This is a genomic window from Streptomyces chlorus, assembly GCF_042655885.1.
Lineage (GTDB): Bacteria > Actinomycetota > Actinomycetes > Streptomycetales > Streptomycetaceae > Streptomyces > Streptomyces chlorus.
In genome coordinates this window covers 116,053-139,203 of record NZ_JBHSOA010000053.1, presented here as the reverse complement: position 1 = coordinate 139,203, position 23,151 = coordinate 116,053, and the positions used below count along the sequence as shown (strand labels likewise).

Annotated in this window: 21 protein-coding genes; 11 read left to right on the top strand and 10 right to left on the bottom strand. The window is 72.6% G+C overall.

Translation table 11 applies throughout. The features are described from left to right. Window positions 1-141 precede the first annotated feature (141 nt). From ACFPZI_RS24445 to ACFPZI_RS24425, 5 genes are all read right to left on the bottom strand, one after another. Complete coding sequence (locus tag ACFPZI_RS24445; RefSeq protein ID WP_381366937.1) at window positions 142-2,937, bottom strand: winged helix-turn-helix domain-containing protein; 2,796 nt, start codon at window positions 2,935-2,937, stop codon at window positions 142-144. Window positions 2,938-3,145: 208 nt separating this feature from the next. Further along, entirely contained in the window at window positions 3,146-4,783 is a 1,638-nt protein-coding gene (locus ACFPZI_RS24440) for an MFS transporter (RefSeq protein WP_381366738.1), read from the bottom strand. Window positions 4,784-5,023: 240 nt separating this feature from the next. Further along, on the bottom strand, window positions 5,024-5,497 hold the full coding sequence (locus ACFPZI_RS24435; RefSeq protein ID WP_381366735.1) for a MarR family winged helix-turn-helix transcriptional regulator: 474 nt from the start codon (window positions 5,495-5,497) through the stop codon (window positions 5,024-5,026). 132 nt (window positions 5,498-5,629) lie between these two features. Continuing rightward, entirely contained in the window at window positions 5,630-6,544 is a 915-nt protein-coding gene (locus ACFPZI_RS24430) for a transglutaminase-like domain-containing protein (protein WP_381366732.1), read from the bottom strand. A 17-nt stretch (window positions 6,545-6,561) separates the two neighbouring features. Beyond that, window positions 6,562-7,710 carry a GNAT family N-acetyltransferase gene (locus ACFPZI_RS24425; protein ID WP_461112370.1) on the bottom strand — a complete coding sequence of 383 codons (1,149 nt, stop codon included), beginning with the start codon at window positions 7,708-7,710 and terminating at the stop codon, window positions 6,562-6,564. A gap of 140 nt (window positions 7,711-7,850) precedes the next feature. On the opposite strand from ACFPZI_RS24425, the gene fdxA reads away from it, so the two are divergent. Both fdxA and ACFPZI_RS24415 read left to right on the top strand, forming a co-directional pair. Next, the gene (gene fdxA / locus ACFPZI_RS24420; RefSeq protein WP_055572727.1) at window positions 7,851-8,168 is read left to right on the top strand and encodes a ferredoxin; all 318 of its coding nucleotides are present in this window, start codon (window positions 7,851-7,853) and stop codon (window positions 8,166-8,168) included. 289 nt (window positions 8,169-8,457) lie between these two features. Further along, window positions 8,458-9,555: a bifunctional succinyldiaminopimelate transaminase/glutamate-prephenate aminotransferase gene (locus ACFPZI_RS24415; RefSeq protein WP_381366725.1), complete on the top strand. Its 1,098-nt coding sequence runs from the start codon at window positions 8,458-8,460 to the stop codon at window positions 9,553-9,555. 119 nt (window positions 9,556-9,674) lie between these two features. Here the strand turns inward: ACFPZI_RS24415 and ACFPZI_RS24410 are convergent, their stop codons facing one another. Both ACFPZI_RS24410 and ACFPZI_RS24405 read right to left on the bottom strand, forming a co-directional pair. After that, window positions 9,675-10,022 carry an ATP-binding protein gene (locus ACFPZI_RS24410; RefSeq protein WP_381366722.1) on the bottom strand — a complete coding sequence of 116 codons (348 nt, stop codon included), beginning with the start codon at window positions 10,020-10,022 and terminating at the stop codon, window positions 9,675-9,677. 390 nt (window positions 10,023-10,412) lie between these two features. Continuing rightward, window positions 10,413-11,426, bottom strand: coding sequence for a VldE C-terminal domain-containing protein (locus ACFPZI_RS24405; protein ID WP_417801257.1), 1,014 nt, complete (start codon window positions 11,424-11,426; stop codon window positions 10,413-10,415). Between the two features lie 82 nt (window positions 11,427-11,508). Here ACFPZI_RS24405 and dapE point away from each other — a divergent pair, with 82 nt between their 5' ends. Both dapE and ACFPZI_RS24395 read left to right on the top strand, forming a co-directional pair. Further along, window positions 11,509-12,588 (top strand): succinyl-diaminopimelate desuccinylase, encoded by a 1,080-nt coding sequence (dapE, locus tag ACFPZI_RS24400; protein ID WP_381366717.1) that lies wholly within the window; start codon window positions 11,509-11,511, stop codon window positions 12,586-12,588. A 156-nt stretch (window positions 12,589-12,744) separates the two neighbouring features. Continuing rightward, entirely contained in the window at window positions 12,745-13,503 is a 759-nt protein-coding gene (locus ACFPZI_RS24395) for an LOG family protein (RefSeq protein ID WP_381366714.1), read from the top strand. Window positions 13,504-13,995: 492 nt separating this feature from the next. On the opposite strand, the gene folP is transcribed toward ACFPZI_RS24395, so the two are convergent. Next, entirely contained in the window at window positions 13,996-14,856 is an 861-nt protein-coding gene (gene folP, locus ACFPZI_RS24390; protein WP_381366934.1) for a dihydropteroate synthase, read from the bottom strand. Between the two features lie 141 nt (window positions 14,857-14,997). On the opposite strand from folP, the gene ACFPZI_RS24385 reads away from it, so the two are divergent. Together ACFPZI_RS24385 and ACFPZI_RS24380 are read left to right on the top strand one after the other, a co-directional pair. Beyond that, window positions 14,998-15,354, top strand: coding sequence for a DivIVA domain-containing protein (locus tag ACFPZI_RS24385; protein WP_381366931.1), 357 nt, complete (start codon window positions 14,998-15,000; stop codon window positions 15,352-15,354). Next, window positions 15,351-15,935, top strand: coding sequence for a DNA-3-methyladenine glycosylase I (locus tag ACFPZI_RS24380; protein WP_381366712.1), 585 nt, complete (start codon window positions 15,351-15,353; stop codon window positions 15,933-15,935). The genes ACFPZI_RS24385 and ACFPZI_RS24380 overlap by 4 nt, the downstream gene beginning before the upstream one ends. 56 nt (window positions 15,936-15,991) lie before the next feature. Here the strand turns inward: ACFPZI_RS24380 and chcB are convergent, their stop codons facing one another. Continuing rightward, window positions 15,992-16,795 carry a 2-cyclohexenylcarbonyl CoA isomerase gene (chcB, locus tag ACFPZI_RS24375; RefSeq protein ID WP_381366709.1) on the bottom strand — a complete coding sequence of 268 codons (804 nt, stop codon included), beginning with the start codon at window positions 16,793-16,795 and terminating at the stop codon, window positions 15,992-15,994. A 378-nt stretch (window positions 16,796-17,173) separates the two neighbouring features. Between chcB and ACFPZI_RS24370 the strand changes: the two genes are divergently transcribed. Continuing rightward, window positions 17,174-17,341 (top strand): DUF3117 domain-containing protein, encoded by a 168-nt coding sequence (locus ACFPZI_RS24370; RefSeq protein ID WP_003966491.1) that lies wholly within the window; start codon window positions 17,174-17,176, stop codon window positions 17,339-17,341. Between the two features lie 121 nt (window positions 17,342-17,462). On the opposite strand, the gene ACFPZI_RS24365 is transcribed toward ACFPZI_RS24370, so the two are convergent. Then, window positions 17,463-18,146 carry an O-methyltransferase gene (locus tag ACFPZI_RS24365; protein ID WP_381366706.1) on the bottom strand — a complete coding sequence of 228 codons (684 nt, stop codon included), beginning with the start codon at window positions 18,144-18,146 and terminating at the stop codon, window positions 17,463-17,465. A gap of 177 nt (window positions 18,147-18,323) precedes the next feature. On the opposite strand from ACFPZI_RS24365, the gene sigE reads away from it, so the two are divergent. From sigE to ACFPZI_RS24345, 4 genes are all read left to right on the top strand, one after another. Continuing rightward, window positions 18,324-19,097 carry an RNA polymerase sigma factor SigE gene (sigE, locus tag ACFPZI_RS24360; protein ID WP_381366703.1) on the top strand — a complete coding sequence of 258 codons (774 nt, stop codon included), beginning with the start codon at window positions 18,324-18,326 and terminating at the stop codon, window positions 19,095-19,097. Continuing rightward, complete coding sequence (locus ACFPZI_RS24355) at window positions 19,094-20,107, top strand: anti-sigma factor family protein (protein ID WP_381366700.1); 1,014 nt, start codon at window positions 19,094-19,096, stop codon at window positions 20,105-20,107. Before sigE ends, ACFPZI_RS24355 begins: the two co-directional genes overlap by 4 nt. Before the next feature lie 173 nt (window positions 20,108-20,280). Continuing rightward, window positions 20,281-22,398, top strand: a complete 2,118-nt coding sequence (locus tag ACFPZI_RS24350) for a trypsin-like peptidase domain-containing protein (protein ID WP_381366697.1) — start codon at window positions 20,281-20,283, stop codon at window positions 22,396-22,398. Window positions 22,399-22,655: 257 nt separating this feature from the next. Continuing rightward, window positions 22,656-23,114: a sec-independent translocase gene (locus ACFPZI_RS24345; protein WP_381366694.1), complete on the top strand. Its 459-nt coding sequence runs from the start codon at window positions 22,656-22,658 to the stop codon at window positions 23,112-23,114. The last annotated feature ends 37 nt before the right edge of the window (window positions 23,115-23,151 follow it).

The following is a 23,151-nucleotide window of genomic DNA, read 5'->3' as shown; positions in this document are numbered from 1 at the left end:
CTCCTCCCCTCCCACGGCTCGGGCACAGGCGGCAGACTGCCCCTGCCCTGCGATCGTCCACCCCGGGCGGCCGTATGCCCTCACCCGGGGCAGGTGAGGGAGGGCGGGGGCGGGCGAGGTGCGGGCGAGGTGCGGCGGGGTTCACAGCAGCCGCAGGGCACGGGCCCGGCGTACGGCGTCGGCGCGGCGGTTGACGTCGAGCTTCCGGTAGACGTTCTTGAGATGGGTCTTCACCGTGTTGACCGACACGTACAGGTCGGCGGCGATCTCCTCGGTCGTCATCATCCGGGCCAGCCGCCGCAGCACGTCCCGCTCCCGGCCGCTCAGCTCCTCCACCGGCTCCTTCATGCCGGGCGGCGGCACGTCCACGGACCCGGTGACGAGCCAGCCCGCGGCCAGGCCCCGCAGCGGGCCCGTGTCCAGCAGCGGCCCGATCCACGGCCCCGACTCCACGAAGGGGCGCCGCAGATGCGCGTGCCGGGCGCCGCGCAGCGCCACCCCGAGCCATCGGCGGGCGGTGGCCGGGTCTCCCGCCAGGTGGCCGCTTTGGGCCCGTACGAGCGCGGCCCGCACGGACACCCCGGGGCCGGTGCGGCCCGCGCCGTGCAGCGCGTCGAGCAGGTCGGCCGCCGCGCCGGGGTTGCCCGCCGCGAGCTGCATCCTGGCGGCCTCCACGGCACAGGCCGGCTGGTCGAGGGGCACCTCGCGGAGCACTGCGACGGCCTCCTCCGGCTGCCCCTCGGCCAGGCGCGCGGAGGCTGTCACCAGCGCCATGTGGCCCCGCAGCCAGGGGGAGGGCGCATCTGCGGTAACGCCGGGGCGCGGGGCGGTGGCGACCGCCCGGAGCGCGGCGTGCGCGTCGCCCCGCGCCAGCATCAGTCGGGCCGTGGTGACGGCCCGCACCGCGACGACCACCGGGTCGGCCGGGGCGGCCGAGGCGGCCGAGGCGGAAGCCGGTGCGGGGCGCGACGCCGAGGGCATCGCCGACCGCGGCCCGGACTCCGCGGGCGCGGCCGCCTCGTCGAGGAGTTCCTGGGCCCGGTCCAGCTCGTCGCGGTCGACCGCCACCGCCGCCAGCACCAGCCGCTCCAGACCGGTTCCGGGCGGGCCGGGGAGGCTGTACCGCGCGATCTCGGCCAGCGCCTGGGACGCCTTGTGCTCCGCACGGCCCGGCCAGCCGTTGAGCTGGTCGATCAGCGCGAGCTGGGCCAGGGCGTCCTCCCTGGGCAGTGCTGTCGACGCCCCGCCGGGACCCGCCACGGCCGCGGTCAGAACCGTCCGGGCGTCCTCGAAACGGCCCGCCCACAGCCGGGTCGAGCCCAGATGGGCCAGCAGCAGCGCGGTCAGCTCGGGATGCCGGTCCAGCAACTCGGCGGGCACGGCACCGCGCAGCTCCCCGGCCAGCCGGACGGCCCGTTCCGCGCGTGCCGGCGCCCCTGTCAGCCGGGCGGCGAACGCCTCGAGCAGCGCCCAGCACAGCCGCGCGGCCTCCCGGTCGTCCGCCGGGCTCTCGTAGCCCTCCTGGCCCAGGATGTCGCCGGCCAGCAGCTTTCCGGCCCGCTCCAGCCGGGCCGGGCCCCGTGCCAGGTCGCCGCGGGCGAGTTCGCGGGCCGCCCGTACGAGTTCCGGTGCGGGGCCGGTGGTCCCGGGCGGCATGCGGGAGAACAGCTCGTCCAGACCGGCCGAGCGCAACCCGGCGAACAGCTGGCCGACGGCCAGATCGCCGACCAGGGCGCCGGCGGCGAACTCCCAGTCACCGGCGGCGGCGCCGTGGAGGAGCGTCTCCGGAAGGAACCCCGCGGCCTTCAGCCAGCGAGCCGCCCGCCGGTGGAGCTCCGGCGCCAGACCGGGGCGCCGCACCTCCAGATGCGCCCGCAGGATCTCCCCGAAGAGCGGGTGCAGCCGGTACCAGGAGTGCCCGAGATGCTGCACGAACGCGTTGCGGTGGTGCAGCGAGTCCAGCACGGCCCCGGCGTCGAAGCGCCCGGTCAGCGCGTTCGCCAGGCCGGGGCAGAACCGCTCCAGGACGCTGACCCGCAGCAGCAGGTCCTGCGTACCGGGCGGCTGGATGTCCAGCACCTCCGCCAGCAGGAAGTCGGCCACCGTGCTCTGCCCGGCCTCGAACTCCTTCAGATATGTCTCCGGGTCGGGGCTCTCCCGCGCGGCCAGCGCGCACAGCCGCAGTCCGGCGGCCCATCCCCGGGTACGGTCCACGAGGGCGTCCGCGACGGTCGCGGGCAGGGACAGACCGTGCCGGCCGAGGAGTTCACCGGCCTCCCGCGCGGTGAACGCCAGCTCCGCGTCCCGGATCTCCGTCAGCTCCCCGGCGGCCCGGTAGCGGTGCAGCGGCAGCAGCGGTTCCGTACGGGACGCCACGACCAGGCGCAGGCCCGGCCCCGCGTGCCGCAGGACGAAGTCCAGCTGGGCGGCCGTGTCCGGCGCGGCGACCCGGTCGAACTCGTCGAGCACGAGGACCGCCGGCCGTCGCGCCGTCATCGGGCCGTTCAGCTTCGCGGCCAGCCGGTTCAGCAGCGTCTCGTCCACCCGGCCCGGGTCGGCGGGCGAGCCCACCGACCCGGGCATCGGCACTCCGGCGGCGCGCAGGGCCTGTAGGACGTACGCCCAGAACACGCCGGGGCGCAGCTCCTCCGCGTCGGTGGTGAACCAGGCCACGGGCCGTCCGAGACCGGCCGCCCAGTCCGCGACGAGCAGGGTCTTCCCGGCGCCGGCCGCTCCGTTGACGATCGTCAGGGGAGTGGTCAGGGCGTTGTCGAGATGCCGGGTCAGGCGCTCCCGCCGCAGGAAGGTGACGGGCCTCGGGGGAATGGCGTACCGGGTCGGCAGGAACGGGTCCCCTCGGGGATCGACCCCGGAATGCCCGGGACCGTCGCCCGATTCCGATTCCGATTCCGGCTCCGGGACGTTGCCGATGGTCACCGCGCTCACCACCCACCGTCCGTGTCCGCCGGCCGCCTCACGCGCAGTGCTTCACCCCACCAGCATCCCAGCCTCCCTCCGGTCCCGCACGGTGCGGCGGTACCGGCCCGGGGCGTCCGCGGCCGTACGAAGGCGGCGCTGCCAGGACCGGACCAGGTCCTGGCAGCGCCGCTTCCCGCGCAGGTGTACGCGTGTGTGCGCGGCTCGCTCAGTGAGCGGCGACGACCACTACGGGCTCGTCGGCGTCCTCCGACTGGGCGCGCATCTCCTTCGCTTCCTCGGCGCGGCTCTTGATGCAGATGAAGGAGGCCACGGCACCGAGGACGCACAGGATGCCGGTGACGGTGACGGCGGCGTGCAGACCGTTGACGAACGCCTGGCCACTGCCCTCGATGACGGCGGCCTTGATCTCCGCCGACATGTCGCCGGAGACCGGGGCGATACCCATCGTGACGGCGTCCTCGGCCTGCTCCAGACCGTGCGCCATGCCCGTTGGGACACCCGCGCCGGTCAGCTCACCGAACAGCGAGGAACCGACCTTGCCGGCGATCACGGTGACCAGCACCGAGGTACCGAGGGCGCCACCGATCTGCAGCATGGTGGACTGCAGGCCGGAGGCCACACCGCCGTCCTTGACGGGCGCGTTGCCGATGATCGTGGCGGCGGTGGCGGGCAGCACGATGCCGACGCCCAGGCCTATCGCGATGAACGGCGGCCACATCGTCGCGTAGGACGAGTCGACGCTCCACGACAGCATGCCGAACATGCCGGCACCCGACAGGAGCAGGCCCAGCGGAATCGTGACGCGCGCGCCGAAGCGGGCGGTCAGCTGGGAACCGGCCGGAGAGGCGAACAGCGACGCGATCGACATCGGCAGCGTGCTGATACCGGCCTCGACCGGCGTGTAGCCCCGCACGTTCTGCAGGTACAGCATGATGAAGAAGATGCCGCCGAGCATCACGAAGAAGTTCAGCAGGGTCATGACCGCACCGGTGGTCAGCGAGCGGTTGCGGAACAGCCGCATCGGCAGCAGGGGGTGCTCCTGCCGGGTCTCGTACCAGCCGAAGACGACCAGCAGCGCCAGACCCAGGACGATGGCGCCGAGGGTTCCGGCGGAGGTCCAGCCCCACGTCTCGCCCTTGACGATGCCGAAGACGAGCGCGACCATGCCCGCCGCCAGCAGGACGACGCCGGGGATGTCGAAGCGGTGGTGGCCGGTGGAGTTCTTGGACTCGGCGAGGACCACCGCGCTGAACACCAGCGCGACGAGGCCGATCGGCACGTTCAGGTAGAAGACCGACTCCCAGTTGACGTGCTCGACGAGCAGACCGCCGATGATCGGTCCCAGCGACGTCGACACGGCCGAGACCATGCCCCAGATGCCCACCGCGAGGGCGAACCTCTTCGGCGGGAAAACGGCGCGCAGGATGCCCAGGGTGTTGGGCATCAGGATGCCGCCCGCCAGACCCTGCAGGGCACGGAAGACGATGACGCCCTCGATGCTGCCGACCAGGCCGATGGCGACCGAGGTGACGATGAACCCGCCGATGCCGGCGAGGTAGTAGAAGCGTCGGCCGAACCGGTCACCGAGCTTGCCGCCGAGGATCATCGAGGCGGCGAGCGCGATCAGGTAGGAGTTGGTGACCCACTGCAGTTCCGCGGTGCTGGCACCGAGGTCCTTGCCGATCGCCGGGTTGGCGATGGCGACGACGGAGCCGTCGAGCTGCACCATGAGCAGGCCGAACGACACGGCGACCAGCGCCAGCCAGGGATTGGCCCGGAAACGCTCGAACTTCGGCCGAGCGGCCGTGTCGGGAGCGGAGTGATCCACAGGTGTGGACGCCATGAAAGGAGCCACTTCTTTCTCAAAGGGGGACGAAAGAACTGCACGGCGGGGCCGAGATTCGGCAGCCGGCCCGCAGCGCCCCGCCCGGCCGGTCAAGGGCAGGGCGGGACGCACGGGGCCGTGCACAGGGCTGTCCGGGAAGGACTGCCTTCGGAAAGGGGGAGGAGGCGGATGCGCGGAACGCCGAACGAGCGCTTCACCGCGGGAGCCCGCGCGATGCGCCGGCCCGTGACGCTCTCGTCAGAGGGCTGCCGAGTGAAGGTGTCGGGTCAGCAGTTTCAGCGCGCCGACAGCGGAACCGAGCGCGTCCAGCTCGCCGTCGGTGAGGGACAGCATCGCCTGGCCGAGGTGACTCTCCTCGAGAGCGGTGACCTCGGCGATCCGCTGCCGTGAGGACTCCGTGAGGTGGAGATGGGCGATCCGCTTGTCGACGCCGTCCTGCCGGCGCTCCAGCTCTCCCCGCTCGGTGAGCTGGGAGACCAGTGCGCTGACGTTGTTCGGCTTCATCAGCAGCGCATCGGCCGCCTCACGGACCGTGGTGCCCTCGCGCTGTGCGACGAACCGCAGCAGTGCCAGCTGCCCCTCGGGCGGCTTCGGGTGCGGGTACTCGCTCGCCACCCGCCGCTCCAGGGCCCGGTGCAGCACGGGAAGGCACGCCGCGAGCTCGGAGCTCACGTGTGCGACGCGCTGTTCGAAGGCACTGCTGATGGTCACCCGTAGATATTAGGTATTTAAAAATACCTATGTCAAGCGAGGTATGAGAGGGATCTCGCCGAGAGTGCACGGCAGGGATTTCGGCGGGGCTCGCGGGGGCGCGGCAGGGCGGGCAGGGCTTGGGGGCGAGCCTCAGTTGAGCAGTGCCCGTGCCGCTCGGGCCTCGCCGCGGATCCGGTCCGCCGCCGGCTCGTCCACCGCGGCCACCACCTCGGCGTACGCCTCCAGCTCGTCCGCGCCGTCGAGGAAATCGCCGCGCCGCACCAGCAACCGGGCCCGTTCGTACCGCAGCTTCGCCGGCCGGGAGGGGAGCAGCAGGGACAGGTCCAGCGCCCACAGGGACACGTCCGACCGCTCCGGGCGGGCCTCGGCCCACGCCCGGACGTTGTTCAGGATCCGCAGCACGACGTCCAGCGGATCGGCCGGTGCCAGCATCGACGGGTCCAGCGGCGCCCCCGTCGCCCCGGCGACCAGCAGCTCCGTATCGTCCCCGGTCAGCACCCGGCCGCCGTCGAAGGGATCGACGAGCACCTGCCGCTCCGGGGTCACGTCGTCCCGCGTGTCCGGCTTCGCCGCCGCCGGCCTCGCGTCCGCCGTCGTGCCGGTCTCCCCGAGCCCGACCACGAAGTGGCCGGGCAGTCCGACCCCGTACACCGGTGCCCCCGCCCGCCGGGCGACCTCCAGCCACACCACCGACAGCAGGATCGGCAGCCCGCGTCGGCGCCGCAGCACCTCGTGCAGCAGTGACGACTCCAGGCGCTGGTAGTCGCCCGGGGTGCCGTGGAAGCCGCACCGTTCGCCCAGCAGCTCCCGCAGCGCCGACGCCCACGCGCGCGGGGTCCCGGGCCGGTAGGGGAGGCGGCCGGCCAGCGCGTCCAGCTCGATCTGCGCGGCGTCGATGCCCGCCTCGTCCAGCGTGCCGTCCGCCGCCGCACCGATCAGCAGGCACAGCGTGGCCAGATCCGGCCGCTCGGACCGGGCCTCCTCGGTGAACCGCCGCCGCAGCTCGGCGGAGCGTTCCGGGGGCGGGGGATGGAGGGAGCGCATGACCGGTCCGTGCCCTCTCACGGCGACCCGTCACCGGCCGGAGCCGACGACCGGGGCGCGCGGTAGTGGTGGTATGCGTGGTGCGCGGCGAAGCCCATCCTGTCGTACAGGGCACGTGCCGCCGCGTTGTCGTTCTCGACCTGGAGCCAGGCGGCCGACGCGCCCTCGTCGAGCGCCCGCCGGGCCAGCGCGGCCATCACGGCGGTTGCGAGCCCGCGCCGCCGCAGCGCCGGATCCACCTCGACGGCGGCGAAACCGGCCCACCGGCCGTCCACGACACATCGCCCGATCGCGGCAGGAGCGGCGTCGGTCGGAGCACTGCCCTCGGGTCCACCGTCCCCCGCCGGCACGGTCGCGAACCACACCGACGGGCCTCCCCCACTCTCGACTTCTCCCCCACTCTCGACTTCGCTCGAGCGGGGGGACCCCCATGAGCGGGGTGACCCCCCTTCCAGCACCTTCAGGGCGACCTCGCTCACGCCTCGGCGCTGGTACCGCGCGAGCCACGCCTCGTCGGCCTCCCGGGACAGCAGGACGTTCACCCCGGCCGGTTCGCCGCCGGACGGCTCCGGTCCCGCGTCGGCGATCGGCGCGAGCCCGCCGACCCACAGCTCGGCGGTCACCTCCCGCACCCAGCCCCGCCGCTCCAGCTCCGCGCCCAGCGCCTCCTGCGTGCCCTCGGCGCCGGTCGCCGTCTGCACGTAGGCAGGCAGCCCGCGCCCGGCGTACCAGCGGCGTACGGCAGTCAGCGCCTCGTCCAGCGGCACGCCCGGGTCGCCGAGCGGCAGCACCGAGTTGGCCCGGCGGGTGAAGCCGGCGGCCGCCCTCAGCTCCCACCCGCCCAGCCGCTCGCTCTCCACGGGCCGCCATGCCCGCGCGGCGACCCGCGCCAGCTCCTCGTACGAGGCGGCCGGACCGCGCCGGCGGGCCGGTGCGGACGGAACCACCTTGCCCGCGACCAGCGCGGACTCCGGGACGAGGGCGCTCTCGCCGTTCTTCCGTGTGATCCGCAGCACACCGCTGTCCCATGATGTGAGAACTCCGACCACGTCGGTGAACTTCTCACCCGGGGGACCATGTTCGATCAAGCTCCGTACGGAGACCCGTTTGCCCACGTCAGCAGTGGTGATGCGGACCTCGAGACGCCCGGCGGCGAAGATTTCCACAGGTCGGTACACCCCTCCTGTTCGGATCATGCCCAAGAACGGAGATACTAGGGGCGGGCATCGACGACGCCGCGCTCCCGCGCGCCAGGCGGCGGAGCCTGAGGAGGCCCGCCGGCGCCCTATCGAGGAGGAACGACAGCGTGACCTACGTCATCGCGCAGCCTTGTGTCGACGTGAAGGACAAGGCGTGCATCGAGGAGTGCCCGGTCGACTGCATCTACGAGGGCCAGCGGTCCTTGTACATCCACCCGGACGAATGCGTCGACTGCGGCGCCTGTGAACCGGTCTGCCCGGTCGAGGCCATCTTCTACGAGGACGACACTCCCGAGGAGTGGAAGGACTACTACAAGGCCAACGTCGAGTTCTTCGACGACCTCGGCTCGCCCGGCGGTGCCAGCAAGCTCGGGCTGATCGAGCGCGACCACCCGTTCATCGCCGCGCTGCCGCCGCAGGCGTAAGCGCCTGTCGGGTGACCTTCGATCGGAGAGCGGACGCGGTCTGGTGCGTGCGATTCCAAGGCGCCGGGATATCCTCGTAGCGGAGCTACCGGGACATTTCGGCGACGCGGGAAGCGTGCGTGCCAAGGCGTGGCCGCCCGATCAGAGGTCATCCGACAGGTCCTGAGCACCCGGGCGGCCCGGAAGCGGCCCGCGCCCGCGCCGCCTCGGTCCCGTACGGCCTGATCACTCCCGATCGGCGCCGCACGGGGCCGAGGCGTTTGCCGTACCAGAAAGTGAGCGAGAACCCGTGTCCGCAGTCTCCGACCGCCTTCCCACCTTCCCCTGGGACAAACTGGAGCCGTACAAGAAGACGGCCGCCGCGCACCCCGACGGCATCGTCGACCTCTCCGTCGGCACCCCCGTCGACCCGGTCCCCCAGCCGATCCAGAAGGCCCTGATCGCCGCCGCGGACTCCCCGGGCTATCCCACGGTCTGGGGCACCCCGGAACTGCGTGACGCACTCACCCGCTGGGTGGAGCGCCGTCTGGGCGCCCGCGAGGTCACCCACCGCCATGTGCTGCCGGTCGTCGGCTCCAAGGAACTGGTCGCCTGGCTGCCCACCCAGCTGGGCCTCGGCCCCGGCGACCGGGTGGCGTACCCGCGCCTGGCCTATCCGACGTACGAGGTCGGCGCCCGCCTGGCCCGCGCGGAGTACGAGGCGTACGACGACCCGACCGAGCTGGACCCGACGGGCCTGAAGCTCCTCTGGCTGAACTCCCCGTCCAACCCCACGGGCCGGGTGATCCCCAAGGCGGAGCTGACCCGCATCGTCGCCTGGGCCCGCGAGCACGGCGTCCTGGTCCTCTCCGACGAGTGCTACCTCGAACTGGGCTGGGACGCCGACCCGGTCTCGGTGCTGCACCCGGACGTCAACGGCGGCTCGTACGACGGCATCGTCGCCGTGCACTCGCTGTCCAAGCGGTCCAACCTCGCGGGCTACCGCGCCGCCTTCCTGGCCGGCGACCCGGCCGTCCTCGGCCCGCTGCTGCAGATCCGCAAGCACGGCGGCATGATGACCTCGGCGCCCACCCAGGCGGCCGTGGTGGCGGCCCTGGGCGACGACGAGCACGTCCGCGTCCAGCGCGAGCGCTACACGGCCCGCCGCACCGCGCTGCGGATGGCACTGCTGGGGCACGGTTTCCGCATCGAGCACAGCGAGGGCGGGCTCTACCTGTGGGCCACCCGCGACGAGTCCTGCTGGGACACCGTCGCCCGCCTCGCCGAGCTCGGCATCCTGGTCGCGCCGGGCGACTTCTACGGCCCGGCCGGCGAGCGGTTCGTACGCGTCGCCCTCACCGCCACGGACGAGCGGGTACGGGCGGCGGTGGAACGCCTGAGGGCGTGACGCGGGGCAGCCGCACGTACGCCGACGGGGCCCAGGTTCTTCCTGGGCCCCGTCGGCGTACGTACGGTCGGGCCGATCCGGGTGGACCCCGGATCCCCGTGGATCCGGATCCGGTGAGGTCAGCCGAGCGGCAGCGCCGTGGCGGGGAGGGTCCGGGCGGTCGGCACGCCGTCCAGGGGGACGGCGTCGGTCGGCAACGTGCCCTCGGCGGCCTGGACCGCCACCGGCGCGGCCTGCCCGAGTGCCTGGCCGCCGGTGCCGCCCGCGGTCTTGGTGACGGTGTGCGTCGCGTCGTCCACGGTGCCGGTCGCGCCGGCCTGGTCCAGGACGGTCAGGCCGCCGACGCTCGGGGTGGCCGGCAGCTCGGGGGCCGCGGTGGCGGAACCGGCCGCACCGACCCCGGCGGCCGCTCCGGCGGCGACGAGCAGCGCGGCACGGGCGATCCGACGGGTCAGGGGGAGGGACATGGTGCTCCTTCGGCGGGAGAGAACGGTGAACGTCCAGCCGGACCCGGTGGTTGTCTCACGTCGATCTGGTTGATCTCCGGTGATCGGTCTCCGGGCCCGGACGCAGTGACTACCGCTCGAAGGCCGGGAAGGTTGCGGTGGGACGATGTAAAGAGTTGGCAATGCGTCGCATTATCGGCTACGCCGAAAAGCGGACGAACGGTACGCCGTTCGACGGGCTGCGGAACGGTTACAGCGCCCCAGCCCCAAGGAGTACGCCGAATCGGGGGCGAGGACGCGTAAACCCGCTCACACCGTCAACACCCCCACCCCCAGGGCAACCCCTGGGGGTGGGTCATCGAGCAACCGTGCGGGTGGCTGCGCGGGTGGCTGCGCGGGTGGCTGTGCGGTCTACTGCGCGGTCGTGATCCGGACCGCGTCCGCACCGCCGTCCGCGCCTTCGGAGTTCTTGCCGTCCTCGCCGTCGATCGGGGTCCACCGGCCGCCGTCGTCCCCGGCGGTCCACTCCTGCCCCGCGTACGACACCCGCTCCATGTGCAGCTCGGAGGCGTTGGCCACGGCCCAGTGCGCCAGCTGCCAGCCCTGGGCCCTGGCCTTCCGGCCCGGGTCCGCCTCGGTGGACACCGGCAGCGTCATGGTCCGCCCGTCGGAGTCGGAGTCGGCGTTAGAGCCGGAGCCGGGGTCGCCGTTCTCGGGAGCGGAGGGTGCGGGGCTCGCCGCGTCGCCGACCTCGGCGCCGGCCGGTTCCAGGGCGTCCCGCCCGAAGTCCCGGGCCAGCGCGTCACGTACCGCTTCCGTCCCTGCCGCGCGGGTCGCCGCCGGACGACCGTCGCAGGTCAGCGTGGCCTCCGAGGTGCCGGTGAGAGCGGCGGCCAGCAGGGTGGCGTCCGGCTCGTGCTTGGCGTACGCCTGCGGGAAGCCACTGAGCTGCACCCGCTGGGCGGCGACGGTGAGCGGAAGCCGGGTGTACCCCGGCACCTCCTTCAGGCCGTCGTAGAACTTCCCCGCCGAGTACGCCGGGTCCATGATCTCCTTCGGCGTGCCCCAGCCCTGCGAGGGCCGCTGCTGGAAGAGGCCGAGCGAGTCGCGGTCCCCATAGTCGATGTTGCGCAGCGCCGACTCCTGGAGGGCCGTCGCCAGTGCGATCGTCACGGCCCGCTCGGGCAGGTCGCGCGCGGTGCCGACGGCGGTGATCGTCGCCGCGTTCACCGCCTGCTCGGGCGTGAACTCGTACGTGGCCCCGTCGTTCTTGCCGGACACGACCCGGCAGCCCGGCCCGCTCGTCCCGCCGCCCGTGTCGTATCGGACCACCAGGTAGCCGGCGACCCCGAGAAGTACCACGGAGGCCGCTCCGAAACGGAAGAAGCGGCCCCGACGTTTGGAAGGAAGTGGTGGCTCTGACACGCGTAACAAGGTACTGGAGAGTAAGAGGCGTGTGTGCCGGGTGTGGACAGTGGGCCCGGACCAGCGCGTTAGGGTCGTCGGCATGGCCGACACCCCGCTTGACCTCACTCCGGACGCGGCACGCCTGACCGCGCGGCTCGTCGACTTCCCCTCCGTCAGCGGCACCGAGAAGCCGCTCGCGGACGCGATCGAATCCGTCCTGCGCACCCTGCCGCACCTCACGGTCGACCGGTACGGCAACAACGTCGTGGCCCGTACGAACCTGGGGCGCGAGGAGCGCGTGATCCTCGCCGGTCACATCGACACGGTCCCGATCGCGGACAACGTCCCCTCCCGGCTCGACGCGGACGGCGTGCTGTGGGGCTGCGGCACCTGCGACATGAAGGCGGGCGTGGCCGTCCAGCTGCGCCTCGCGGCCACCGTCCCCGCCCCCAACCGGGACCTCACCTTCGTCTTCTACGACAACGAGGAGGTCGACGCGGACCTCAACGGCCTCAAGCACGTCGCCGAGCAGCACCCCGACTGGCTGGAGGGCGACTTCGCGGTGCTTCTCGAGCCCTCCGACGGCCAGGTCGAGGGCGGCTGCCAGGGCACGCTCCGGGTGCTGCTGAAGACCACCGGCGAGCGCGCCCACTCCGCGCGGAGCTGGATGGGCTCCAACGCCATCCACGCGGCAACCCCCATCCTCGCCCGCCTCGCCTCCTACGAGCCGCGCTACCCGGTGATCGACGGCCTGGAGTACCGCGAGGGCCTGAACGCGGTGGGCATCTCCGGGGGCGTCGCCGGCAACGTCATCCCCGACGAGTGCGTCGTCACCGTCAACTTCCGCTACGCCCCTGACCGCTCCGAGGCCGAGGCCCTCGCCCATGTCCGCGAGATCTTCGCGGACTGCGGCGTGAGCGAGTTCGTCGTCGACGACCACAGCGGCGCGGCCCTGCCCGGCCTGTCCCACCCGGCCGCGGCCGCCTTCATCGAGGCGGTCGGCGGCACCCCCCAGCCCAAGTACGGCTGGACGGACGTCTCCCGCTTCTCCGCGCTCGGCATCCCGGCGGTCAACTACGGCCCCGGCAACCCGCACCTGGCGCACAAGCGGGACGAACGCGTCGAGACGGCGAAGATCCTCGCGGGGGAGGAGCGGCTGCGGTCCTGGCTGACCGCGTGAGCGCGCCACCGTGATGGGGGTTTGGAACGCTTCCCCGCGGACATGCTGACGTCCCCCAGACGTAACCCGCGTGGATCTACGCTGAGGTGGAACGACCTCTCCCCGGAGTCTCGGCGATCTTCCGAGGAGGGGAGACCGCGAACGGAGGGCGCACATATGGCTACTGGCAACCCCGAGGGCAAGCAGGTCCCACCGGAGGAGCAGCGGCTGGGCCCGGTGCTCCGCAGGCGGGGCCAGGTCCAGACGAGCACCACGGACCAGCGGCTGCTGGACGGGCGTGCCCCCTCGGACTGGGTGCACACCGACCCCTGGCGGGTGCTGCGCATCCAGTCGGAATTCATCGAGGGCTTCGGCACACTCGCCGAGCTGCCGCCCGCCATCAGCGTCTTCGGCTCGGCACGCACTCCGGTGGACTCACCGGAGTACGACGTCGGAGTCCGGCTGGGCCGGGGCCTGGTCGAGGCGAACTTCGCCGTCATCACCGGCGGCGGCCCCGGCGCCATGGAGGCGGCCAACAAGGGCGCCTGCGAGGCCGACGGCGTCTCGGTCGGCCTCGGCATCGAGCTGCCCTTCGAACAGGGGCTCAACAGCTACGTCGACATCGGCCTGAACTTCCGGTACTTCTTCGTCCGCAAGCTGATGTTCGTCAAGTACTCGCAGGGCTTCGTCGTCCTGCCCGGCGGCCTCGGCACCCTCGACGAACTCTTCGAGGCGCTGACTCTGGTCCAGACGCAGAAGATCACCCAGTTCCCCATCGTCCTGTTCGGCACCGAGTACTGGGGCGGCCTGGTCGACTGGCTGCGCAGCACGGTCATCGCCCAGGGCAAGGCAGCCGAGAAGGACCTCCTCCTCATCCATGTCACGGACGACGTGGACGAAGCGGTGGCCCTGGTGTCAAAGGAAGCGGGCCGCTGACCCGACGAGCCCCCCTGCCCCCACTCCTGCACCCCACCGAGCGGCGCACAGACCGGGATCCTCATCGGCGGCCCCTTCCTGGCCCCACGAGGGGCGTGTGGGCCGGGGCCTTCTTGGCCCACCGAGGGGCGTGTGGGCCGGGGGGCTTCTTGGCCCACCGAGGAGCGGTCCGGGGCGTGGGGGCAGCTCTGATCCACCGAGTGGTGCGCGGGTTGGGGGGCCTTCCGTCGCACCGAGTGGCCATTTGGGTTGTGGGGTCACTTTTTGACGTACCGAGTGGTGCGCGGGCTGGGGAGCCTTCCCGTCGCACCGAGTGGCCGTCCGGGCCCTGGGGCACTATCTGACGCACCGAGTCGGGTGGTGGGTGGGCATAAGGCCGGGGTCCAGGGGCGGAGCCCCTGGCGGGGTCTGGGGCGGAGCCCCATGCCCGGGGCTCAGGGGCGGCGCCCATGCATCGGCGTAGGGGCAGAACCGTCACCCCGGGGCGGAGCCCTACGCCAGCCCCCGCCGGGCCACCGCAGGGGCACGGTGGCCCGCGATCGACGCCACCATGTCCAGGACCTGCCGCGTCTCCGCCACCTCGTGCACCCGGTACACCCGTGCCCCCAGCCACGCCGACACCGCGGTCGTCGCGAGCGTCCCCAGCACCCGCTCCTTGACCGGCCGGTCCAACGTCTCCCCGACGAAGTCCTTGTTGGACAGCGACACCAGCACCGGCCACCCGGTGGCGACCATCTCGTCCAGCCGCCGCGTCGCCTCGAGACTGTGCCGGGTGTTCTTGCCGAAGTCGTGCCCGGGATCGATCATCACCGACTCCCGCGGCACGCCCAGGGACACCGCACGCTCCGCCAGCCCCAGCGTCCGGTCGAGGATGTCGGCCATCACGTCCTCGTACTCCACCCGGTGCGGCCGGGTCCGTGGCAGTGTGCCTCCCGCGTGGGTGCACACCAGCCCGGCGCCGTACCGCGCGGCGACCTCCGCGAGCCGCGGATCGACCCCGCCCCAGGCATCGTTCAGTACATCCGCCCCCGCCTCGCACACGGCCTCGCCGACCTCGTGCCGCCAGGTGTCCACGCTGATCACGACGTCCGGGAAGCGCCGCCGCACCTCGGCGACGAAACCGACCGTGCGCCGCGCCTCCTCCTCGGCGGACACCTCCTCACCCGGCCCGGCCTTCACCCCGCCGATGTCGATGATCGCGGCGCCCTCGGCCACCGCCTGCTCCACGCGCGTGAGCGCCGGTTCGTCGCGGAAGGTCGCGCCCTGGTCGTAGAAGGAGTCCGGGGTCCGGTTCACGATCGCCATGATCACCGGCTCGTGCGGTGCGAATTCCCGCCTGCCCAGCCTGAGCATCCCCAAAGACCTCTTCTCGTCGGTGCGGTCCACCGGCCGTCCCCGGCCGCCTGTGACCCTGACTGTCAGACTCGCATGGCACGATCGGAGCCACACATCCGACTCCGGCTCGATCCAACCCTGGGGACCTCAGCGATGGTTATGTTCTTGTTCCTGGTCGTCGCGCTCGCCGTCGTGGTCGCCGCGGTGACCCTCGCGGTGGTGGGCGGCGGTGAGAGCGGCCCGCTGCCCGACGCGGCCCCCGACCGGCTGAGGGACACCCTGCCGCTGGACCGCCCGGTCCACCGCGCGGACCTGGACAGCCTTCGCTTCCCCCTCGCCGCCCGCGGCTACCGCATGGCCGATGTGGACGACGCGCTGAGCCGCCTCGGCGCCGAGCTCGCCGAGCGCGACGCCCGGATCGCCGACCTGGAGTCCGCGCTGGCCGGGGCCCGTGCCGTCGCGGCCCACATCGCCCTGGACAAGCCCGCCGCGCGTCAGGAGGGCGACCAGCTGTGACCGACACGGCCGCCCTCGCAGGTCCGGACGGCGCCCCGCGCTGTCCCTGGGCCCTGTCCACCGAGGACTACATCGCGTACCACGACGAGGAGTGGGGCCGCCCGGTCCACGGGGACGACGCCCTGTTCGAGCGCCTCAGCCTGGAGGCCTTCCAGTCCGGCCTGTCGTGGATCACGATCCTGCGCCGCCGTCCGGGCTTCCGTACCGCCTTCGCCGGCTTCCGGATCGCGGCCGTCGCGGAGTTCACCGACGCCGACCGGGAGCGCCTGCTGGCCGACGCCGGCATCATCCGCAATCGCGCCAAGATCGACGCGACCCTGGGCAACGCGCGCGTGCTGGCAGGGTGGGCGCCCGGCGACCTGGACGCCCTGATCTGGTCGCACGCACCCGACCCGGCCGGCCGCCCGGCGCCGGTGACCCTCGCCGACGTCCCCGCGGTCACCCCCGAGTCGACGGCGCTGTCCAAGGCCCTGAAGAAGCAGGGCCTGCGCTTCGTCGGCCCGACCACGGCCTACGCACTGATGCAGGCCTGCGGCCTGGTCGACGACCACCTGAAGGACTGCGCGGCCCGGCAGGCCTGAACCCTCGAAGGCGAGCGGGCCGCGCCGCGGGCCGCCCCGGACCTGCCGCCCTGGAGTCAGCGGCCCTGGTACTTCGGCTTCTCCTTGTTGACGAAGGCCTGCACGGCGATCGTGTGGTCCTCGGAGGCACCCGCCCGGGTCTGGAGCTCGTCCTCCTTCTCCAGGGCCTCCTCCAGGGAGTGGGTGAGCCCGTACGCCACCGACTCCTTCAGCGCCGCGTACGCCACCGTCGGCCCCGCGGCCAGCGCCCGCGCCGTCTTCTCCGCCTCCGCGCGCAGTTCGGCGGCCGGGACCAGCCGGTTTGCGATCCCGAGGTCGTATGCCTCCTGGGCCGTGATGCTGCGGGGGAAGAGCAGCAGGTCGGTGGCGCGGCCCGGGCCGACGACCCGCGGCAGCGTCCAGGAGATCCCGGAGTCCGCGGTCAGCGCGACCCCGGCGAAGGACGTGTTGAACGCCGCCGTGTCGGCCACGATCCGGTAGTCCGCCGCCAGCGCGAAGCCGAAGCCCGCCCCGGCCGCCACCCCGTTCACCGCGGCGACCACCGGCTTCGCAGCCCCGGCGAGCGCCTTCACGATCGGGTTGTAGTGCTCGCGCACCGTGCTCATCGTGCGCTCGCCACCGTCCTCCCGGTCGGCGACCAGCAGCCCGATGTGCTCCTTGAGGTCCTGCCCGACGCAGAACGCCCGGTCACCGGCGGCGGTCAGCAGTACGGCCCGCACGCCCTCGTCGTCCGCGGCGTCCCGGACCGCGTCCCGGAGAGCGACCTTCGCCGCCACGTTCAGCGCGTTCATCGCCTCAGGGCGGTTCAGCGTGATCGTCGCGAGTCCGTCGCTCACCTCGTAGAGCACGGTGTCGGCCATGGTGTATCCCTCCGCGTCGCGGCTCGTGGACCTACCCGTCAGTACGTCCCTGTGCAGGACAGCATGACGGAGATCGGCGGCGCTGGAGCGGAGCCTGCGTGTGACCTGCGTCAAAGAATTCCGGTCCGTTTTTCACCGATGGAGTGGTGCAAGGGGGCGCAGTATCGCAGCCACATCGCCGAATTGAGTGGTTTTGCTCGCGCGCGTTGCCCAAGCGATGCCGACTGATGTTGGTCATCGGGTCCTGGGATGCGGGATAATGGCTGGGAAGCAATGTGTTCGATGCCGGTGGCGTGTGTCCTGCTTCAAGGACCGCAGGTGCCCTTCAGTGGGCCGTCGGCTAGACGGTTGAGCTGGGTTTCAGGAAGGGGAACGAGCATGGCGGCCATGAAGCCGCGGACGGGTGATGGCCCGCTCGAGGTGACCAAGGAGGGGCGGGGCATCGTCATGCGCGTTCCGCTCGAAGGCGGCGGTCGGCTCGTCGTCGAGCTGACCCCGGATGAGGCCGACGCGCTCGGCGACGCCCTCAAGAAGGTCGTCGGCTGACGCGCAAGCGACCATACCCTTTCAGTCGCCCCGGTGCCGCATGCGGCACCGGGGCGACTGTTTGTCCAGGTCAGGGCGGCGTGGGAGATGTTCGTCACTGCTTCACGTCCGGGGGCGTCCGCTACCGCTTCACCGCGCAGAGCAGTCCGTCACCCACGGGCAGCAGGGATGACACCAGCTCCTGGCTCTCGCGCAGGGCCCGCACCAGTTCCCGCAGCCGCAGCACCTCGGTGGGCTGCGGGCCGGAGTCCACCGTCCGGCCGTTCGCGAAGACCCCTTCGAAGGCGACCAGGCCTCCCGGGCGCAGCAGACGCAACGATTCCGCGAGATAGTCCTGGTACTCGAGCCGGTCCCCGTCGCAGAAGACGAGGTCGTAGCCGGAGTCCGCGAGGCGGGGCAGGACGTCCAGCGCCCGCCCGGGGATGAAGCGGGCCCTGTTGGCGGCGAAGCCCGCCGTACGGAAGGCCTGGCGGGCGGACTGCTGGTGCTCCGGCTCCTGGTCGACCGTGGTCAGCACCCCGTCCGGCCGCATGCCGTGCAGCAGGTGGATCCCGGAGACGCCGCAGCCGGTGCCGATCTCCGCGACCGCCTTGGCGTCCACGGTGGCCGCGAGCAACCGCAGGGCCGCACCCGTACCGGGCGACACCGAGCGCAGCCCTGTCTCCTGGGCCCGGTCCCGGGCCCAGTGCAGCGCCTCGTCCTCGGCGACATAGGCGTCCGCGAACGCCCAGCTCGTCTGCCGGTTGGCGGTAATGACCCTCTCCTGTCCCCGTGGTTGCCTCGGCGTGACTTTATCCGTTGACACCGGGAACCCACTGATGGGACCGGTCGTTTACAGGGAAGAACGAACGGCGTGTGCCGTGGAGGGGGTGGGCGTATGGGCGAGGACACCGAGCAAGTGCTGACGCAGGCCCACGAGCCGTGGCAGTCCGCATCATTTTCTCGCAAAACCGCTTATCCGGAGCTAACGGGCGAGGTGGCTATGGTAGGGGCTCTACTGGACACCACCAGAGCCGATAGGGGAGGTGCGGCTGCGCCTGTGGATCGGGGAGGAGTGCTGAGGCGCTTCCTCGGATCGGCGGGCAGGCCGAAATTTGTGAACGACACCGCTGCTGACCACCGCCACGCCGCTGAGCCGGCCCAGACCGCGAGCTTCTCCACCGACGCGGACGGGCAGGCGTGGACTCCGCCCACGTGGGAGGAGATCGTCAGCATGCACAGCGGCCGGGTCTACCGGCTCGCCTACCGTCTCACCGGTAACCAGCACGACGCGGAGGACCTCACCCAGGAGGTCTTCGTCCGCGTCTTCCGCTCGCTGTCGACGTACACGCCGGGCACCTTCGAGGGCTGGCTGCACCGCATTACGACCAACCTCTTCCTGGACATGGTGCGCCGCAAGCAGCGCATCCGTTTCGACTCGCTGGGCGACGACGCGGCCGAGCGGCTCCCCAGCAAGGAGCCCACCCCCCAGCAGGTCTTCAACGACACCCACTTCGACGCGGACGTCCAGCAGGCCCTCGACACGCTCGCGCCCGAATTCCGTGCCGCGGTCGTCCTCTGTGACATCGAGGGACTGTCGTACGAGGAGATCGCCGCGACCCTCGGCGTCAAGCTCGGCACGGTCCGGTCCCGGATCCACCGCGGGCGCTCCCAGCTGCGCAAGGCCCTCGCTCACCGCTCGCCCCAGGCGCGCACGGAGCGCCGCTCCTTCGCGCCGCGTGTTCCCGCACTGGGAGGAGGGGGCGCGAGCACGTGAGTGGGTCACGTCCGAAACCTGCCGAGGGACACCTCGCGGAGCAGCACCTGGGAGACCGGCTTTCCGCCCTGGTGGACGGAGAGCTCGGTCATGACGCGCGCGAGCGCGTACTGGCGCACATCGCCACCTGCGCGAAGTGCAAGTCGGAGCTGGACGCGCAGCGCCGCCTGAAGAACGTCTTCGCAAAAGCCGCGCCCCCGCCCCCGTCCGAGAGCTTCCTGGCCCGCCTCCAGGGTCTTCCGGCGGGCGGTGACCTCGGCGGCGGCTCGCCACTGGACGGCGGAGGGCTGCCGGGCGACCCGCCCGTGCAGCTCGGCGGGATGCCCGGTGCCTTCGGGACCGGCAGGCGCGGCGAGTGGTTCTCGTTCGCCTATACGCCCGTCCGGCGACCCTCCCCCCTGTTCCCGTCCCCGTCGGGCGCGGCCACGACGGACCGGGGCTTCCGTACCCATGACGTCAGGCGGCACGAGCAGGACCGGTCCTCCTCGCGCGGGATGCGGTTCGCCGCCGCGGCGGCGGGGGCGGTGTCCCTCGCGGCGATCGCCCTCGGTGGTGTCGCCACCGTCACACCCACCGACACGGAGGTCCGCGGCTCGGGCAGCGGCAGCAATGTGACCCCGCTGCGCACCCAGGGCAGCACGGCGACGACGCCTGATTCCCAGCGCCGCCGGGGCTCCGCACCCCTGCTGGACCAGTTGCAGGGCCAGAGCGCGCGGGGCGACACCATGGCGGCCCCGACCCAGGCGTCCGCGCCGCTGTTCCCCGGGGTTCCACCGCCCGACCCCCGGCGCCACAGCCCTCTGGCGGTCACCCCTGTCATGGCCGGCGCGGCCCCGATGGCCCCGCTGATATCGCCGTTGTCCTTGACGGCGTGGGAGACGACCCTGGGGCTCAGGACCCCCGGTGGCTTCCCCACCGCCACCGTCTCGTCCTCCCCCGCCTCCTCCGCGCCCTCCGCCGGCGCGACCGCGGCTCCCGCTCCCGCCGCTTCCTCCCGCATGATCCGCTGACCGGTGCACCGGCCTGTGCACCGACCCCGTCCGCTGCGCACGGGCGTGCGAACCTGATTGAATCCAGGTGGCGCGTCCAGGCCCATGGAGCCGGGTGCCGGACCAGGAGCTCCGAGGCGCAGAGGCGTACGGAGCCACGGAGTCGACGATCTGCGGCCAGCTGTGGGGAGAGCATGAACGAGGGGAAACCCCCGAAGGCGAGCCCGTCGGGGCAGCAGGAACAGCCGGCCGAGCCGGGCCGGGACGGGAACGGGGACTTCGAGCTGGAGCGCCCGGCGCCGTCGGGTGGCACGGCCGGCTCCGACGGCCCCGGCGGCGCGGACCTCACCGACGGTGCCGGTCCGGCTCCCGCTCCGGTGGACGTGCCCGAGGACGCCGACTTCGAACTCGCCCGGCCCGCCGCGGCCCCGGCCGAGGCGGGGGGCGACTACGCACTGCACCGGCCCCCGAACGCCGAGGGGACGGGGACCGGCGTGCCCGCGGACGGCGTCGAACCCGCGGGAGCCGCCGAGCCTCGCGATTCCGGCGTGACCACGGAGCCCGCAAGGCCCGCCGAGCCTGCCGGGTTCTCCGAGTCCGTCGTACCCGGTGACTCTGCTGCACGATTCCGCGGGGCCGCGGGACCGCACTCCGCGACCTGCGGCGACGCGGCCATGCCCGGCGCTCCGAGCGGCTGTTCCTACGGGGCCGGCGAATTGCGCAGCAGAGTCCCCGGTTCCTTCAAAGACCGGTCCGAGCAGCCCCGGCCGCTGCACGACCCCGATCCCTACAGCACCCCGCCGTACGGTGAGCCGGGACCCTGGGCGCCCGCGCCCCCCGTTCAGCATCCGGCGGCAACTCCCGCGCAGGGCGCCCCGGTACCGCCCCCGGCGCCGGACACACTGCCGCACGGCATGCCCGTGCCCGGCGCGCCTGTTCACGGCGCACCGGAACCCGCTGCCGCGGCCCCCGTCCCGGCCGTGCCCACGCCCGGCGTCCCCGGACCCGGCGCCCCGGGCGCGAGCCACCCCGCGCCCGCATCCGCACCCGTCCTCCAGGCCCCGGGGGCTCCGGCAGTGGATGCCCAGGCGCCGGCCGACCCCTGGCAGCGTTACGACCCCTGGGCCGTCGCCGCGGCGAGTGCCCCGTTGCAGCAGACCGGGGGCGCGGTCACCACGGAGGACCGGCGGCGCAAGCGGGCCAGGAGGAAGCTCGTCGGCCTCATGCTGCTGGTCGCGCTCCTCTCGGGCAGCGTCGGCGGAATCGTCGGCACCCAGCTGGAGCGCGACGGCGGTGTGGGTGCCGTGGTGGAACTCCCGCAGGCCGAGGAGGAGCCCGCCGGGCGGGAACCCGGAAGCATCGCCGGGATCGCCGCGCAGGCCCTGCCCAGCGTCGTCACCCTGCACGTCAGCGGGGCGGCGTCGGCGGGCACCGGTACCGGATTCGTGCTCGACGGCCGCGGACACATCCTCACCAACGACCACGTCGTGCAGCCCGCCGGACGTGACGGCGAGATCACCGTGACCTTCCACAGCGGCGACACCGCCGAGGCCACGGTCGTCGGCCGGGACAGCGGCTACGACCTCGCCGTGGTGAAGGTCAAGGGCGTCAGCGGGCTGGTTCCCCTGCCCCTCGGCAACTCGGACAACGTGCAGGTGGGCGACCCCGTCGTCGCCATCGGCGCCCCCTTCGACCTGGCCGGCACGGTCACCGCCGGCATCATCAGCGCGCGCGAACGCCCCATCACGGCGGGCGGTGGACAGGGCGACGGCAGCGACGTGTCGTACGTCGACGCCCTGCAGACCGACGCGCCGATCAACCCCGGCAACTCCGGCGGCCCCCTGCTCGACGCCAAGGGCCGCGTGATCGGCATCAACTCCGCCATCCGCTCCGCCGGCAGCGGCGGCGGCGGCGAGGCCGAGGGCGGCCAGGCCGGCTCCATAGGCCTCGGCTTCGCCATCCCGGTCAACCAGGGCAAGCGCGTCGCCGAGGAACTGATCAACACCGGCAGCGCGACCCACCCGGTGATCGGCATCACCCTGGACATGGACTACGCCGGCGACGGCGCCCGCGTCGGCACTGGGGGCAGCGACGGCGGGCCCCCGGTCAGCACCGGCGGGCCCGGGGACAAGGCCGGGATCAAGGCCGGCGATGTCATCACGAAGGTCGACGGGCAGCGCGTCCACTCAGGTGAGGAACTCATCGTCAAGACCCGCGCACACCGCCCCGGGGACCGACTGGAGCTCACCCTGGAGCGGGATGGCAAGGAGCGGGAGGTCTCGTTGGTCCTCGGCTCCTCCGGCGGCGACTAGACACAGGACGGCATGGAGGCACGGAGGCGAGGGGGACACGGGAGGCGCGGCAGGCAGGGGAAGGCGAACAGCCGGCGAAGACCGCACCCGTCACGCAGTCAAAGGCCCCGGCACAGTACCGGTCGTGCGGGGAGGCCGGGTACCGTGGACCCGGCCCGGACCACGGAGGACCGCACGGACGCACAGACGCACGCACGGACACGTCGACGCACTGACCACCGAGGGCCGAGGGCCGAGGACATCGCAAGGAGCTTCAGGTGTTCAATGACATAGGACCGCTCGAGCTGGTGACGCTCGTCATCCTCGCCGTGCTCGTCTTCGGTCCGGAGAAGCTCCCCAAGGTCATCCAGGACGTGACCAGGACGATCCGGAAGATCCGTGACTTCTCGGACAGTGCCAAGCAGGACATCCGCGAGGAACTGGGCCCGGAGTTCAAGGACTTCGAGTTCGAGGACCTCAACCCCAAGACGTTCATCCGCAAGCGGCTGGACAGCGACGACCTGGGGCTCAAGGAGATCCGCAGCGGCTTCGACCTGAAGAAGGAGATGGCCGAGGTCACGGACGCCGTCCAGGGCCGCGACCCTGAGTCCTCCACGTCCTCCCCCTCCTCCTCGGCTTCCTCCGCGGCCCCCTCGGGCGGTCGCCTCGACATGACGAAGAAGCCCGAGAAGGCGGCCGCCGACGACCGTCCGCCCTTCGACGCGGACGCCACCTGAGCCTCGCCCGGCGCAGCCGCAGTCAGGTGCACGGGGG